The 16412-nt window shown below is 38.8% G+C and carries 14 protein-coding genes and 2 tRNA genes; 6 read left to right on the forward strand and 10 right to left on the reverse strand.

All coding sequences use genetic code 11. From position 1 onward, the window contains the following. Positions 1-117 precede the first annotated feature (117 nt). Positions 118-1809 carry an ATP-binding cassette domain-containing protein gene (locus MKL51_RS13515; protein WP_017481756.1) on the forward strand — a complete coding sequence of 564 codons (1692 nt, stop codon included), beginning with the start codon at positions 118-120 and terminating at the stop codon, positions 1807-1809. 56 nt (positions 1810-1865) lie between these two features. Here MKL51_RS13515 and hisA read toward each other — a convergent pair whose 3' ends face one another. The 5 genes from hisA to hisB form a co-directional block, all read right to left on the reverse strand. Beyond that, positions 1866-2597 (reverse strand): 1-(5-phosphoribosyl)-5-[(5-phosphoribosylamino)methylideneamino]imidazole-4-carboxamide isomerase, encoded by a 732-nt coding sequence (gene hisA, locus MKL51_RS13520; RefSeq protein WP_000905538.1) that lies wholly within the window; start codon positions 2595-2597, stop codon positions 1866-1868. A gap of 94 nt (positions 2598-2691) precedes the next feature. Continuing rightward, positions 2692-3333: a 3'-5' exonuclease gene (locus MKL51_RS13525; RefSeq protein WP_017481755.1), complete on the reverse strand. Its 642-nt coding sequence runs from the start codon at positions 3331-3333 to the stop codon at positions 2692-2694. An 86-nt stretch (positions 3334-3419) separates the two neighbouring features. Then, positions 3420-3968 (reverse strand): DUF805 domain-containing protein, encoded by a 549-nt coding sequence (locus tag MKL51_RS13530; RefSeq protein WP_017481754.1) that lies wholly within the window; start codon positions 3966-3968, stop codon positions 3420-3422. A gap of 149 nt (positions 3969-4117) precedes the next feature. Further along, positions 4118-4735, reverse strand: a complete 618-nt coding sequence (hisH, locus tag MKL51_RS13535; protein WP_017481753.1) for an imidazole glycerol phosphate synthase subunit HisH — start codon at positions 4733-4735, stop codon at positions 4118-4120. Beyond that, the gene (gene hisB, locus MKL51_RS13540; RefSeq protein WP_002116767.1) at positions 4735-5328 is read right to left on the reverse strand and encodes an imidazoleglycerol-phosphate dehydratase HisB; all 594 of its coding nucleotides are present in this window, start codon (positions 5326-5328) and stop codon (positions 4735-4737) included. Before hisB ends, hisH begins: the two co-directional genes overlap by 1 nt. Positions 5329-5430: 102 nt before the next feature. On the opposite strand from hisB, the gene MKL51_RS13545 reads away from it, so the two are divergent. The 3 genes from MKL51_RS13545 (at position 5431) to MKL51_RS13555 (ending at position 6198) form a co-directional block, all read left to right on the forward strand. Then, positions 5431-5814 (forward strand): GNAT family N-acetyltransferase, encoded by a 384-nt coding sequence (locus tag MKL51_RS13545; protein ID WP_002116928.1) that lies wholly within the window; start codon positions 5431-5433, stop codon positions 5812-5814. A gap of 106 nt (positions 5815-5920) precedes the next feature. Beyond that, positions 5921-5996 (forward strand) — tRNA-Phe (locus tag MKL51_RS13550). A 126-nt stretch (positions 5997-6122) separates the two neighbouring features. Then, positions 6123-6198: transfer RNA gene (locus tag MKL51_RS13555), tRNA-Phe, on the forward strand. 167 nt (positions 6199-6365) lie between these two features. On the opposite strand, the gene MKL51_RS13560 is transcribed toward MKL51_RS13555, so the two are convergent. From MKL51_RS13560 to ompR, 5 genes are all read right to left on the reverse strand, one after another. Continuing rightward, positions 6366-6797, reverse strand: coding sequence for a GNAT family acetyltransferase (locus tag MKL51_RS13560; protein ID WP_017481752.1), 432 nt, complete (start codon positions 6795-6797; stop codon positions 6366-6368). 130 nt (positions 6798-6927) lie between these two features. Continuing rightward, positions 6928-8442, reverse strand: coding sequence for an acetyl-CoA hydrolase/transferase family protein (locus MKL51_RS13565; RefSeq protein WP_017481751.1), 1515 nt, complete (start codon positions 8440-8442; stop codon positions 6928-6930). Positions 8443-8477: 35 nt separating this feature from the next. Then, a complete protein-coding gene (locus MKL51_RS13570; protein ID WP_080612942.1) occupies positions 8478-8600 on the reverse strand; it encodes a hypothetical protein in 123 nt (40 codons plus the stop codon). A 33-nt stretch (positions 8601-8633) separates the two neighbouring features. Next, the gene (locus tag MKL51_RS13575; RefSeq protein ID WP_017481750.1) at positions 8634-10091 is read right to left on the reverse strand and encodes an ATP-binding protein; all 1458 of its coding nucleotides are present in this window, start codon (positions 10089-10091) and stop codon (positions 8634-8636) included. A gap of 17 nt (positions 10092-10108) precedes the next feature. Next, the gene (gene ompR, locus MKL51_RS13580; RefSeq protein WP_000060753.1) at positions 10109-10873 is read right to left on the reverse strand and encodes an osmolarity response regulator transcription factor OmpR; all 765 of its coding nucleotides are present in this window, start codon (positions 10871-10873) and stop codon (positions 10109-10111) included. 657 nt (positions 10874-11530) lie between these two features. Between ompR and MKL51_RS13585 the strand changes: the two genes are divergently transcribed. Beyond that, entirely contained in the window at positions 11531-13879 is a 2349-nt protein-coding gene (locus tag MKL51_RS13585) for a Tex family protein (protein ID WP_017481749.1), read from the forward strand. A gap of 300 nt (positions 13880-14179) precedes the next feature. After that, positions 14180-16366: a SulP family inorganic anion transporter gene (locus MKL51_RS13590; RefSeq protein ID WP_017386425.1), complete on the forward strand. Its 2187-nt coding sequence runs from the start codon at positions 14180-14182 to the stop codon at positions 16364-16366. Positions 16367-16412: the final 46 nt, after the last annotated feature.

Below are 16412 nucleotides of genomic sequence, written 5' to 3' on the forward strand. Positions count from 1 at the left end.
ACATACGAATTCAATTTAAACAAAAAAAATATGAATAAGAGTAAATAAGGCAAGTTATGATATTTCTTGTGTAATGAAATTATTTTTAACTCGTTTTAATAGAAAAAAGATACAGAAATGAAGTTTTTATTAAGTTCACAAGATATTCAAAACTATAAATTTTTATGGCAGGTTTCTAAAGAAAATTATAAGAAACAGAAAGGTAGTATGTTTCTCATGTTTTTATTAGTGATGTTTACAGCATTCTTTACGACATTATTGCCATACTTGTTAAAAATTATTATTGATTACTCTGCACAGGCATATAACTTTTCACTAGATATTCGACTTCCATTTAATTTCTTATATCTAATCGTACTCGCATATGCGGCAGCATGGTTAGCGAATGAGTTATGTAATTGGACGAAAAATATTTTTAGTGCTTATTTGATGGTTGATTTCAAAAGTGCATTAATCTTTGCGGGACTAAAAAATTATTTAAATCTTAAAAAAGATGAGCAAGATCAAATTGAGGCTGGAACAGTGATCAGTGATCTTGCAAGAGGAAGTTCTGCTTTTGGTGAGATTAATTTAACGTTACTGCTTCATTTGGGACCAATCATTTTTCAATTGGTTATGATCTTTGCAGTGTTATTTACAACCATTAGCTTACTTTTTAGTATCAGTTTTTTATTGGTAGCTATCGTTATTTTTTTAGTTTCCTTTCATATAAATAAAACAAGCAGTTCTTTATTCGATTCGATGTATCAACAAGATAATCAGGTAAATAGCCATTTGATACATCAGATCTCAAATTCATATGAAATTAAAGTAAAAAATGCAGTACCGTTCCAATTATCAAAATTTAATACCACATTAGACTCATTCATCAAAACAGCTAAAGATAGGAACAAGAAAATAGGGCTATTGATGATTTCTCAATTGTTCCTGATCTTTCTTTTTTTACTCTTTTTTATGTTATTCACCGTATTTCTTTCAACTGAAAAGCAGCTTACACCGGGTGCTTTTGTATTGATAAGTACCTATATTATTCAACTCACCAATCCATTTTTAGCGGTTTCTCAAAGCTTGATGCGTTTAAATGGCAACTTTGTCGCCTTAGCAAAATATCGAAAATACTTTGATCTCAATAAAGAAAATTATACGCATTCTATCGTTCAAGACTCTAACGTTCTCTTTCAATTTATAAATGCTAAATTTTTACTCGGGAAACGAGCCGTAGATCATTTTAATTTAAAAATATTACCTAATAAAACGTATGTAGTGATTGGGCAAACTGGCTTGGGAAAAACTTCTCTAATGAATTATTTAATGGGTGTCTACCAGATTCAATCAGGGCAGCTTTGCTATAAGAATATTGATATTAGCCAAAATTTCTCTAAGCATATTTTTGATGAGGTTGTTTACGTTGCACAGCAACCAGTTATTTTTCCTTATTCCCTTAGAGATAATTTAGTTTATAACTCCTCGCATATATATGAGGATTCTTACCTACTTCAGATGCTTGATCAATTTAATCTATTACATATTTTGAAAAAGCATCAACTAACGCTCGATGATGATTTAACTGAAATTTATAAGAATTTTTCAGGAGGAGAAAAGCAAAGAATTTGCATTCTTCGAGGTCTTTTAGCTCGCCCGCAGCTTATCATCCTAGACGAACCGACTGCCGCCTTGGATGTAGATACTGCAAAAAATATACTTGAATATATTCAGCAGGTTGTTCCATCCGTGATCATGATTACGCATTCACCGTATGCGATGGAAATTGCGGATGAGGTAATCGATTTAGAAAAGTTATTAAACTAAAGATAATCAAAAAATAAAAAAGAGCCTAAACAGGCTCTTTTTTTACATCTTAAAAATTAAAGACGGTTTTCATCTAACAAAAGCTGAGCTTCACGAAGGTTTAAAGTACCTTCATAAATTGCACGGCCTGTAATCGCACCTAAAATGCCCGGTTGGCCTTTTAAGTTACGAACGTCATCAAGGTTGGTAACACCACCAGAAGCGATTACTGGTAAACCTGAGTATTGAGCCAAGTTTACAGTTTGCTCAACGTTTACACCTTGCATCATACCGTCACGAGCAATGTCTGTATAAACAATGCTAGACACGCCTGCATCAGCAAAGCGTTTCGCTAAATCAGTTGCTTTCACATCAGTAACGTTTGCCCAACCGTCAGTTGCAACCATACCATTCATGGCATCAATACCAACAATGATGTGGCCTGCAAAACGTTTACAAGCTTCTTCTACAAATTCAGGTTCTTGAACAGCTTTAGTACCGATAATGACAAACGTCACACCAGCTTCTAAATAGTGTTCAATGGTTTCTAATGAGCGAATACCACCACCAATTTGAATTGGTAATTCTGGCTGAGCTTTAGCAATTGCTTCAACAACAGGTTTATGAATTGGAGTACCTGCGAAAGCGCCATTCAAATCAACCAAATGCAAACGGCGCGCACCTTCATTTACCCAATGCTGGGCAGTTGCAACCGGATCGTCAGAGAAAACGGTATCGTCTTCCATACGCCCTTGTTTTAAACGCACACATTTACCATCTTTCAGGTCAATTGCTGGAATGATTAGCATGCTTTCGCTCCTTGCTTCATCATGTTTATGAAATTGTGCACATCTTAGCAAAGTATTGATCAATCGCTAAGCCTTAGAAAAGACTTTTATTACTTTACGCTTGAAGTGCGGTTTGAATAGTTTGTGAAATGTGAGCAGGTAATAGTTTTTGGTTTCTGAGCTCTTCAAATACGAGTAATGCAGCATAAGCATCGGCGGCGGCATAATTTATTTGTTGTGGTGTAAGTGGCTTTCGTGCCCAATTTGAAGTTCCAACTTTTTTCGACTTTGCGAGATATTGTCCAAACAACAGTGCCACCGCTTTTTGTAAGCCCATTTGCTCTTTAAAACCAAAGTGACTAAACCCTTTGGCAAGGTCGACACAACTTTCTAGCTCTATGCCTTTTTTATGAAAAATGTGCTTATCATTTTTAAGGCCAAAACCGACTTTAATTTGCTTCTGGTTAGATAAAATGGGCTGTAAGAATTTTAAAGTCGATGAATTGACATGAAATAAATAGGCTTTTTGTGTTGTAGCAAGTTGAATTAAGTGTGGACCAGTTGAGATTTCACCCACTTTAAATGTAGGTTTAGACTCAGAATCAAATCCCAAAATTGCAGCGTTTTTTAATTCTTCTTCAATACTTTTACATTGCTCAATATTTTCAATCACCACAATATTATGGTGGTTAAGATTTTCAAAAGGAGGAAGCTGCTGAATAGAGGCTTTATCAAGGAGGGCAACGGCTTCGGACATATTTAACAGCGTACAAATGAATTGGGCTATTCACTTTATATATGAATAAAGCCTAGAGGACTAGGCTTTATGAATGTCTTTAAAAATTACTGAGACTGAGGAGGTGTACCAATGACCACACTTTCACTTTTCTCGACATAGCCTTCATAGGTCGGAGACATGATTGTGGCAACGACAGCAAAAACCAAAGCAAGTGGAATTAGGACAATATAAATCCAGCCTAAAACACGTTCCCAACCAGGGGTAGGGCGCTGTGGGCCGTAATCATTATTGCCTTCTGTACCTTTTGCCGCAAAGAGATAGATCATAAAAATCAGGTTTACGGCGGGGATCAGCATCAGTAACGATAGCCATCCTGTATTATTGCGGTCGTGCAAGCGGCGGATGGTAAATACAAAGCTTACATAGAGGCAAACAATATAAAGAATGGCGATAACAATCATGCCTGCCGTAGAAAGGCCAGTTAGTTCCTGACTAGATGTAAATCCAAAAGTAAAAGCGATGATGACAACAGCGATACCGATGACGAGTGAAAATAAGAATGTCCAAGCAGCATAAGAGAGTCGCCCAAAACGACCACTAGCTTTGAAGGGTGAATCTTGTTGAAGTGATTGATTTTCGAAAGGTGAATTCATTTTTTTTCCTGATCATTTGGTTTTATTTAAAAGTATAAATATTCAATATTTTGTTGAATAAAACATCATTCTATAAATGATTACTTGTTATTGTAAATAAAAAAAAGATCAGGCCATTTAGACCTGATCTTTTTCAGTTTTAAATCAGATTAAATATTCCATTCCACAAAGTTTTTAAGTAACTGCAAACCAGCAGTATGACTTTTCTCTGGGTGGAATTGAGTCGCGAATAAATTATCTTTGTGAATCGCAGTGCAGAAGTTCACACCATACTCACAAGTCGCAGCCACAACGCTTTCATCTTTTGGTTCGACATAGTAACTATGTACAAAGTAGAAGCGAGCATCTTGTTCGATGTTGTTCCACATTGGATGGTTTGGGTCCATTTGGTGAACTTGGTTCCAGCCCATGTGTGGTACTTTTAAACCTTCCATTTGAGGGAAATGTTTTACTACGCCGTCAAAAATACCTAATGCGTCTACACCGCCATTTTCTTCAGAACTTTGTAGCAATGCTTGCATACCTACACAAATCGCAAGAACAGGTTTATTAAAAGCAGCTTTACGTACAACTTCATCAATACCTGCTTCACGCATACCTTGCATGCAGTCACGCATTGCACCAACGCCCGGAAAAACAATTTTGTCGGCTTGTGCAATTAACTTTGGATCATTGGTCACATCGACTGTAGCGCCCACATGCTCAAGTGCTTTAGCCGCTGAGTGTAGATTGCCCATGCCATAATCAAGTAACGCCATACGTGTCATTAGAGGCTACCTTTTGTCGATGCAATCGTGTTTTCTGCACGTGGATCAACTTCACATGCCATACGTAAAGCACGAGCAAGTGCTTTGAACACACTTTCGATTTGATGGTGGCTATTTTTACCTTTTAAGTTATCGATGTGTAAGGTCATAAGCGCATGGTTTACGAAACCTTGGAAAAACTCAGAAAATAAATCGACATCAAAGGTACCGATGCGCGCACGAGTAAATGGAATATCCATGAATAAACCCGGACGACCAGATAAATCTACAACAACGCGAGATAAAGCTTCGTCTAATGGTGCATAAAAATGACCATAGCGTTTTAAACCTTTTTTATCGCCTAAAGCTTGTGCAAAAGCTTGTCCAAGCGTGATACCACAGTCTTCTACGGTGTGGTGATCATCAATCTCGAGGTCTCCGTCACAATGAATATCGATATCAAATAAGCCATGTCGCTTGATTTGATCAATCATATGGTCTAAAAATGGAACTCCAGTGTTTAGTGTGCCTTGACCAGTACCGTCGAGATTTAAACGAACTCGAATTTTGGTTTCATTGGTATTTCTAACCACTTCACTGATACGTTGCGTCATGGACACGTTCCTCAAAAAACGTCAAAAATGATTGGATGTTAACGACAATTTCGCTGTGACGAATTCGTGACAGCATCATAGTTTGCTCAGGAGGGTTAATCAATGCCTATTACCGTACATGCTTATAGTTCTCTAGATAATTCAGAGATCCGCGATCAGCTTGAGCGACTGTATGATACAAGTCCGGAGTTTGGTGACGGGCACGATGCGATTGAACAACTTGAACAAGATTTACAACAGTATACCACGCTATACACTGCCGAATTTAACACCAAAATTATAGGTGCAATTTGGTCTTCAGGACAAGGCGAAAGCAAGGTTCTTGAATATATTGTTGTGCACCCTGCGAACCGTGGTCGTGGGGTAGCTGAGCGCTTAGTCGAAGAAGCTTGCCGTATAGAAGAGTCAAAAGGTGTTAAAACTTTTGAACCAGGCTGTGGCGCGATTCATCGCTGTTTGGCTCACATTGGTAAACTACATCACTAAAAGCTTCTATTATTTTGTAGTTGTGATTTAAAAATAATCACTTGTTACAAAAAACACGGAAGTTGCTTGACGTCTTCTTATAAACATTGTTTAATACGCCCACTTCGGCGTGATAGCTCAGTAGGTAGAGCAACGGATTGAAAATCCGTGTGTCCCCAGTTCGATCCTGGGTCTCGCCACCATTATTTGTGTTTTCAATCCCTGATCCCATCAGGGATTTTTTTTAAGTATAAAAAATACTCATTTAAATCAGAAACTCAGGATAATTGTTGACTATTGTTCTGAGATACGGCTTAATACAGGCCATCGGCGTGATAGCTCAGTAGGTAGAGCAACGGATTGAAAATCCGTGTGTCCCCAGTTCGATCCTGGGTCTCGCCACCATATTCGAAAAAGCCCCATACATAATGTATGGGGCTTTTTTCATGCCTGTTTATTTAATAAAAATATTAAGCCTTACCTGTGTATAAATCTCATTTTATCCACAAGCAAAGAGGGTTATCCCCAATATCACCTTAACTTTCTAAAAATAGTCCAACCGAAACGTGGTTCTAATCATGAGAACTATCACGAATAAGTCGTTTTCCTAAGCACACGGCTTCTACCTCGTCATAGCCAAGCTGTTCGTAAAAGTTCAACACATTCAAATTGTCTTTACGGACTAATAATTGAAGTTTTGGGCAGCCGCGAGCAATGAGGCGCTTCTCAAGCTGCTGAACGAGCGCTGTAGCGATTCCTAAGCGTTGTTGGTGGGGGTGAACAGCCAGATAGTTAATCCAGCCTCTATGGCCGTCGTAGCCGCCCATAAGCGTACCAATCAGTTGCTCATCTTTAATAGCAACTAAAAACAAATCATCCTGTTGTGAGACTTTTCTGAAAATATCGGTTTCAGGATTATTCCAAGGACGAGTCAGACCACAGTTTTCCCATAAAATAACGACGTCATCCAGATCTGCATTTGTAAATTGACGAATAATAAACATATGGATTTCTACTTTTTGTTTTGATGTGCTGAAAAGATAAAATAAAAATTCGGGCTTGAGCAGTTTTTTATTAATAATTTAAACAAATAAAAAAGCACCCCCGAAGGAGTGCTTGAATTAAACCAGTGATTTAAGCTGATTTTGCAACTGGTGCTGCTTGAAGCATTTGACCTGTTTCTTCGAAGTTTGCATGCCAAGACAATGCTTCACGAAGTAAGTGAGGAGTATGTCCACCTTTAGTACATGCACGGTCAAAGTAGTCATTTAATGCATCACGATAAAGTGGGTGTACACAATTATCAATAATAGCGCGAGCGCGTTCACGAGGCGCTAAACCGCGTAAGTCTGCTAAACCTTGCTCTGTCACTAAAATATCAACGTCGTGTTCACTGTGATCAACGTGGCTTACCATTGGTACGATAGAAGAGATATCGCCGCCTTTAGCAATTGATTTGGTTACAAAGATCGCCAAGTGAGCGTTACGAGCGAAGTCACCTGAACCACCAATACCGTTCATCATTTTAGTACCACACACGTGAGTTGAGTTCACGTTACCGTAAATATCAAACTCAAGCGCAGTGTTAATGCCGATAATCCCTAAACGACGAACCAATTCAGGATGGTTAGAAATTTCTTGTGGACGAAGCACTAATTTGTCTTTGTAAGCTTCGATATTGCCAAAAACTTTTTCACCACATTTTGCAGAAAGGGTAATTGAGCTACCAGAAGCAAATTTCATTTTGCCTGCATCAATGAGTTCAAAAGTACAGTCTTGTAGTACTTCTGAGTACATGATGAGGTCTTCAAAATCAGAATCTTTTAAACCTGTTAATACAGCGTTGGCAATAGAACCAATTCCTGCTTGTAATGGACCAAGGTTTTTCGGTAAACGACCTTCTGCAACTTCTTTATTAAAGAAAGCAATTAAGTGGTTTGCAATGCCTTGAGTCTCATCATCTGGAGGAGTTACTGTTGATGGTGAGTCATGTGTATCGTTAAATACAATACCTACAATTTTTGCAGGATCAATTTGGATTGCTGTTGTACCAATACGCTCATCCACTTTTGTTAATGGAATTGGAGTACGTGTTGGACGGTAAGTCGGAATATAGATGTCGTGCAAACCTTCAAAGCTTTCGCTTAGAGAGGTGTTGATTTCAACAATAACTTTTTCGGCAAAAATAGCAAAGCTTGCAGAGTTACCTACAGAAGTTGTTGGAATAATACCGCCATCTTCAGTAATCGCGATTGCTTCAATCACCGCAACGTCTGGACGTTTAAGTTGCTGGTTACGCATTTGCTCAACAGTTTCTGATAAATGTTGATCAATAAACATAACTTCGCCGTTGTTAATCGCACGACGTAAAGTGTTGTCTACCTGAAATGGCATACGACGAGATAAAACACCTGCTTCCGTGAGTTGTTTGTCTAAGTCATTACCTAAGCTAGCACCCGTAATTAACGTGATTTTTAACGGATTTTTCTTTGCATGCTCTACAAGTGCTTGTGGAACAGCTTTAGCTTCACCGGCACGAGTAAAACCACTCATACCAACGGTCATTCCATTTTCGATGAATTGCGCAGCTTGTTCAGCACTGATGACCTTGTCATGAAGAGAAGCTAGGCGAATACGACTTAAAGACATTGGACATCCTCAATATTGTCAAAACATACGGGATTTTAGCTATGAAAAATTGAAAAGTGCATAGGTGTTAGGCTAAGGTCTAATTTTGTAAATAAATGGCGGTATAAACTATATTTATGGTTTTTATTTAATTGATTTTTATTGCTTTTATTTATCATTAAAACAAGGCTTTTAATTGCTGATTGATCAAATTAAAAGCGCTCACTTAATGTTTGTTTTATTTTTTCCAAAGGATTTGTCGTGGTATTTTCTTCGGTAGTCGGTTTTGGGATTGGCAAAGAAATAATAACTTCTAAACCACCTTGTTCACGATTATGAATTTGAATCTCACCATGATGAATATCGACAATACGTTTAACAATAGCCAGCCCAAGACCACTGCCTTGGATGGTTCTTGCTGAGTCTCCGCGGACAAAAGGTTGCATTAACTCTTCAATTTGATCTGCCGGAATGCCTTCACCATGATCAGCAACAGTAATTAAAATAGATTCATTTTCAACTTTTGCACTGAGCTCTATCGGTTCAGCACCATAGCGTTTTGCATTATTAATCAAGTTGGCAATCAATCTTTTTAAAGAAAGACTACGTGCCGGAATAATAGGTACATCCTGCATCTCGAATTGAATATCGAGAGGTTTAAATTGTACAACAAGTTCTTGCAAAAGCATGTTGATATTGGTGTCTTTCAACTCCTCATCTGAGCCATCGCGCATGTACGAAATGAACTGATTAAGAATTGCATCCATATCATCTACGTCATAAACCAAACCTTCACGCAAAAACTCATCAGGCAGCATCTCTGCTGTTAAACGTATGCGTGTAAGAGGGGTGCGTAAATCATGTGAAATACCTGCCAACATAATACGTCGTTCACGCTCAGTCTGATCGAGTGTATAGACCATACGATTAAAGGCTTGGTTTACTTGACGAATTTCTAATGGACCGTGATTGGTATCAAGGTACGGCGCTGTTCCAGATTTACTGTATTCATTGGCAGCATTTTGCAAACGACGCAGAGGGCGGTTCATCTGTCGAACCAAAATTAAAATAATGATAGCCGACAGTAATGGAACACCCACGACCCAACCCACTAAAAGTTCAGGACTGTAGTTGGCATAGGTTTTTAAAGGCTCACGAACCCAGTTCCCATGCATTTCAGGTGTTTGAATCCAAATGCGTGGGCTCGGTTTAAACTGAAAGTAAACGGTAACGTCTTTAGTCCCAATCTCATTTGCCAGCTTTTTTTCGACATGATTGGTAAAAAACTCGGCAATGACCTTTTCTCGGACACTTGGATATTCTTTGGGGTTGGTAACGTATTCAATACCGACTCGATTACGCAACCACGCATCAATATCTACTTCATTTTCACGATGAAAAATTCGTATATCAGGATTGTTGACGAGCTCAAGCTCGACCGCAAGATAACGGGCGTGTTGTTGAATTTCAGGTAAATACAGAGTTCGCCAAAAGAACCATAACGACATAAATAAGCTAAAGAACACCACCAGCAGTACCAGAATAGTGGTACGCATGGCAGCAGAACGTGGCTTTATTTTATCGAGAAAACGTTCCCATCGAGTCCGTTTACGCTCTGAATAGGTCACGTAATCGGTAAAGTTCTGTGGGGCGATTGGTTCTAAACTCACTCTATCTTATCTCAAGCTTATTCAGCACCATCTGGAACGAATACATAGCCGACACCCCATACAGTTTGGATGTAACGTGCACGTGCTGGGTTATCTTCAATTAAACGACGTAAACGAGAAACTTGAACGTCAATTGAACGTTCCATTGCACCCCATTCACGGCCACGCGCTAAGTTCATCAGTTTATCGCGTGTTAATGGTTCACGTGGATGTTGTACCAATGCTTTTAATACAGCAAATTCGCCAGTTGTTAAGGTAACGATTTGTCCTTCGCGTGTCAGCGTACGAGTTGATAAGTCTAGAGACCATGGTCCAAAGCTAACCACTTCAACTTGTTGGCTTGGTGCACCCGGAACTTCACGAACTTGGCGACGTAATACTGCACGGATACGTGCTAAAAGCTCATTTGGGTTAAATGGTTTTGGCAAGTAGTCATCTGCACCAGCTTCAAGACCGGCAATACGGTCTGAATCGCTACCACGTGCTGTTAACATGATGATTGGCGTATCAATATTTGATTGGCGTAAACGACGGCAAATACTTAAACCATCTTCAACCGGTAACATAAAGTCGAGTACGATAAGTGAAAATAACTCACGTTGTAATAAACGGTCCATTTGCGAAGCATCGTGGGCAGTTTTTACAACAAAGCCTTTATCTTCCAAAAAACGTTGCAAGAGGGTACGTAAACGCACATCGTCATCGACCACTAAAATACGTTCGACACGATCCGTTTCGTTGTGTACGGTTTCAGGATGTTCAGCAGGTACAACTAAACTCATGATGTACTCCCTTTTAAAGTCATAATTTATATATTATTGGGTCGGATAGGCTTATTGCCAACAAGCCCCCAGTATAATGCCGATGTTCTTGTTTAGACTATGTATCAATTTGCTCAAAATTACAATTTTCAAGGTGGTTTGAAACCAAAAAACAACATCTTAAGCCCATAATTTAGCAAAGATAGATCTAAAACAACAAATAGTTAAATTTTCAATAAATTTCTAATTACTCAATAGTAATAACTAATTGTTTCAAATCAGTTATTTGAAATAAATATAATAGACTTTTGATTGCTGAATAAGATAAAAAAACTGAGTAAATAACAAATTAGAGGAATAAAGCAGTGCTCAACCTCAATATTTTTATCTTTTGGGCTATGTATCAATATGATCAATTTCTCATAAATTATATTAATTTTTTGTCATGTTCATGACATAAGTCGTACGTTTATATTTTATAAAGATTAAAAGATAGGGTTCAGTCTTAACTTTTTCATACTTAAATCACTGTTTTTACGTGCTCTAGTAGTCGTAAAAAGTATAAATATTCAGAGTCAATACAAAAAAACGTTTTGAATACGCAAACAAGTGTGGATTTTATGGGCTTGGTCTTTATAATCAGTGCTTTTAAACTTTATCCTTGTGGGATCAAACACGATGACTGACTTAGTTCAGCAGTTGGCAAGTGAGCTTGCCGTACGTCCAAACCAAGTAGAAGCTGCCATCCGCTTAATTGACGAAGGTGCCAGTGTTCCATTCATTGCCCGTTACCGTAAAGAAGTAACACAAGGTTTAGATGATACGCAGTTACGCCAATTAGATACTCGTTTAGCGTATTTACGTGATTTATATGAGCGCCGTGAAAAGGTCATTCAGTCATTGCAAGAACAGAATAAATTGAATGATGACTTGTTGGCGCGGGTGAATGCAGCCGAAACAAAAAATGCTTTAGAAGAAATTTATGCACCGTATCGTCCTAAGCGTACAAGTAAGTCTTTTAAAGCAAAAGAAGCAGGTTTAGGACCGATTGCTGAAAAAATTATTGCAGAACAAATTGACCCGACAGAAGCATTGGCTGGTTTCAGTCATGAAGACTATCCAGATGTTGAAAGTCAGTTAGATGCGATCCAGCATATTCTGATTGATGACTGGGCACAAAATATTGCGCTTACTACAGAATTAAAAGCAACTTTTGCAAAAACTGCGGTTTTAAAAAGTACAGTTGCTTCTGAAGAAAAGAAAGAAGTCGGTAAAAAATTCCGCGATTACTTTGAATTTTCTGAAGGTTTAAACAAGCTACCTTCACACCGTTTATTGGCGATGTTACGTGGTCGTCAAGAAAATGTATTAGGTTTAAAAGTTGATGGTGAAGATGATGCACCATTAGCGCGTATCGAAACTGAATACAACCTTGAGCAAATTCAACCTCAAGCACGTCAGGACTTCTTAAAACAAACTGCAAAATTATTCTGGTTGGGTAAAGTTCGTCCTCAAATCGAGCATTCATTGCTCACAGAAAAACGACTTACTGCCGAAGCAGAAGCAATGCAGGTATTTGCTGAAAATCTTCGTCATTTATTATTATCAGCGCCAGCAGGTGGTCGTACTACTTTAGGTGTTGACCCTGGTATTCGTACTGGTGTGAAACTGGCGGTAGTAAGCGATGCAGGTGATGTACTTGCTCATAGCACGATTTATCCATTCGCGCCTAAAGAAGATAAAGAAGGTTCTATTGCTGAGCTTGCACGTCTATGCCGTGAATATAATGTAGAGCTTATTGCTATTGGTAATGGTACAGCTAGCCGTGAAACAGAAGCTGTAGTGGCTGAAATGATGGCTGCAAACACCGACCTTAAATTAACACGTGTGACTGTAAGTGAAGCGGGTGCATCTGTTTACTCTGCAAGTGAGCTTGCAGCGGCTGAACTTCCAGAGCTTGATGTTTCAATTCGTGGAGCAGTGTCGATTGCTCGCCGTTTACAAGATCCACTTGCTGAACTTGTTAAGATTGATCCGAAATCAATTGGTGTAGGTCAATATCAACACGATGTAAACCAAACTGGTTTAGCAAAAACTCTTGACGCAGTAGTTGAAGACTGTGTGAACGCTGTTGGTGTTGATGTAAATACTGCTTCTCCAGCAATCTTGGCTTATATTGCGGGTTTAAACAAAGCGATTGCTCAGCAAATTGTTGAATACCGCAAAGAGCATGGTCGTTTTGATAACCGTCAAGCTTTGAAAAGCGTACCACGTTTAGGCGAGCGTACTTTTGAGCAAGCAGCTGGTTTCTTACGTATCCAAAATGGTTCTGAACCTTTAGATGCTTCTGCGGTTCACCCTGAGAGTTATGGTCTTGTTGAGAAAATTGTTGCAGCAAAAGCGACAACTGTGAAAGACATTATTGGTAATACCGAAATCATTCGCCAAGTAAAAGCTGATGAATTTGTTGATAACAAATTTGGTTTGCCAACAGTACAAGACGTATTAGCTGAACTTGAAAAACCGGGTCGTGACCCGCGTCCAGAGTTCCGTACTGCTAAATTCCGCGAAGATATTACTGAAGTGGGCCAATTGACAGAAGGTATGCAACTTGAGGGTGTGATTACTAATGTCACAAACTTTGGTGCTTTCGTTGATATTGGTGTACATCAGGATGGTTTAGTTCATATTTCTGAATTAGCGAATGAATTCGTTTCTGATCCGCATAAAGTTGTAAAACCGGGCCAGATCGTACAAGTGCGTGTTATGCAGGTTGATGTTGAACGTAACCGCGTGAACTTAAGTATGCGTGCTGAAGGTTCTGCACCTGTAAAAGCACAGCGTCCACTACGCCGTGAACAAAATACAGAACAGCGTTTTGAGCGTAAGCCTCAAGGTAAACGTCCTCAACCGCGTAAAGATCAAGCTGAACGCCCTCAGCGTAGCAAGCAAGAGAAACCACAAGAACAAAAGATTGGTGGTTTAGGTGCATTGTTATTACAAGCAGGAATTAAAGGTTCTAAATAAGAGTCTTTAATTGATAAAAAAGGCCTCCAATTGGAGGCTTTTTTTTATGGGTTAAAATATTACTTTTTTAATAATTATATAAAAGCAAAATAAGAAAAAAACAGTCGTAAAGATGAGGTGAATCTTAAGATCAACAAATCGTTGTTAAATACACAATTAAATACACAACGTTATAGCATAACTAAACTTTAATGATATTCAGTTGTTCGACATCATCAACCCAGCCTTGAAGCATTTACTCACTTTCAGGCTGTAATAGTACAACTTTGCTTATTTCTTTATATTATAAATGGTTGTTTTATGTCGGTTTTAAACCTGAAAAATAGATTTCATTTAAAAGACCTCTTGTCCGGAGTTGTCGTATTCCTCGTGGCATTACCGCTGTGTTTGGGTATTGCTTTAGCCTCAGGTGCTCCCATCATCTCTGGTATTATTGCAGGTATTGTGGGCGGCATTATTGTGGGTTTACTGAGTGGTTCTCACATTAGCGTTGCAGGCCCAGCGGCAGGGCTGACTGCTGTCATCCTTGTACAGTTAGAACAATTAGGCGGCAATTATGCCGCCTTTTTATTATGTATTATTTTTGCCGGTGTTCTACAAATTCTATTTGGATTATTTAAGTTAGGGTTCTTTGCGAACTTTATCCCAAATAATGTCATTTTAGGGTTATTAGCCGCTATTGGCGTGATCCTGATTGCCACGCAATTACCTTATCTGTTTGGACTTTCTGATTTTTCATGGAAACAGGTTTGGACTTCAACACCAGATGCATTCCTTCAACGTTTTGATGGAGGCGCTGCACTTATTGGCTTACTCAGTTTATTTTTAATTTTAGCGTGGGATAGCAGTCCGCTTAAAAAACTAGCTTTACCTTCGGCTTTGATTGCGGTTGTGCTCGCAGCAGTTTTAAATTTTATTTTGGTGAGTATGGGTTCTGCATGGGCAGTGCAAATTGATAACCTCATTCAGTTACCGAATATCTTACAAGCACCCGAAGAAGTATTAATTTTCCCTGATTTTAGCTATTTAGCTGAGCCTATGATTTACACAGGGGCAATCACTCTGGCTGTCGTTGCATCTTTAGAAACGTTATTGAATTTAGAGGCAGCAGATAAAATCGATCCTCAAAAACGTTCTTCTCCTCCTAATCGCGAACTCTGGGCACAAGGCACAGGGAATATCGTTTCGGGCTTAATTGGTGGAATGCCCGTCACCTCAGTGATTGTACGTAGTTCGGTGAATGCAAATACAGGCGCGCGTAGTAAATGCTCTACCATTATTCATGGGGTATTGTTGCTGTTGGCGGTTTTGTTCTTTGTGCCATTAATGAACATGATTCCTTTGTCTGCATTGGCCGCGATCCTTATTGTCACAGGCTTTAAGCTTACTCATCCAAAACTATTTAAACAGCTTTATCAAAAAGGTTGGAAACAGTTTTTACCTTTTATTATTACCTTAGTTGCAATTTTGCTGACCGATCTTTTAATGGGAATTTTAATTGGCCTGTTTACCAGTAGTGCTTTTATTCTCTATGGCAATTTTAATAAAGGTATTCGTGTTTATAGAGAGAAGCGTTTGCATGGCGTAGTGACTCGTATTGAGCTTCCTTCTCAAGTCACCTTTCTTAATCGTTCTGCGCTTATTTCGGCATTGGAACATGTACATAAACATCAGCAACTTATTATTGATGCAACTCAATGTGATTCGATCGATCCTGATATCTATCAAGTTATTCAAGATTATCAAAGTGAAACGGCCATTAAACGTCAGGTAAATCTTAAATTGGTCGGATTCAAACAGCACTATCAAGATGTTGATGATGCGGTACTTGATATTGATATTAGTACACATGACTTGCAACAAAAGCTGAGTCCTCAACAGGTCGTCAACTTACTTAAAGAAGGGAACGAACGTTTTGTAAAAAATGAACGTCTTCAACGAGATATTTACCGACAAATTCGTGTGACTGCAGATGAAGGGCAACATCCGATTGCAGCCGTTCTTGGGTGTATGGACTCACGTGCACCCACCGAAATGATTTTTGATGTGGGTATTGGTGATCTGTTCAGCTTGCGAATTGCAGGTAATATTGCTGGGCAAAAAGTATTGGGTTCACTTGAGTTTGCATGTCAGGCCAAAGGTTCTAAAGTCATCGTTGTTTTAGGACATACCGATTGCGGTGCGGTAACAAGTGCATGTCAATTGCGTTTAGAGCAAAAGCAAGTGTCTGATGTGAAGGAAATGCCACACATTCAATATGTGCTTGGACCATTAATGCATTCGGTTGATAGCGTATATGACATTATGCAACCACGTGAATTAGGTAATGCTTTTATTAGCCAAGTGACAGCAATGAATGTTCATTACAATATCCAGTACATTATTAATAACAGCAGTGTGCTTAAAGATATGGTTGATCGAGGTGAGATCGTAGTTGTGGGTGCAATTTACGATGTAAAAACAGGGCACGTTCAGTTTCTTGATTGATCAGTCTTTTAGTTAAAAAAAGCGCCTTAGTTAAGGCGCTTTTTAT

It is taken from the genome of Acinetobacter sp. AOR18_HL (assembly GCF_027855145.1).
In the GTDB taxonomy this organism is placed as follows: Bacteria; Pseudomonadota; Gammaproteobacteria; order Pseudomonadales; family Moraxellaceae; genus Acinetobacter; species Acinetobacter pittii.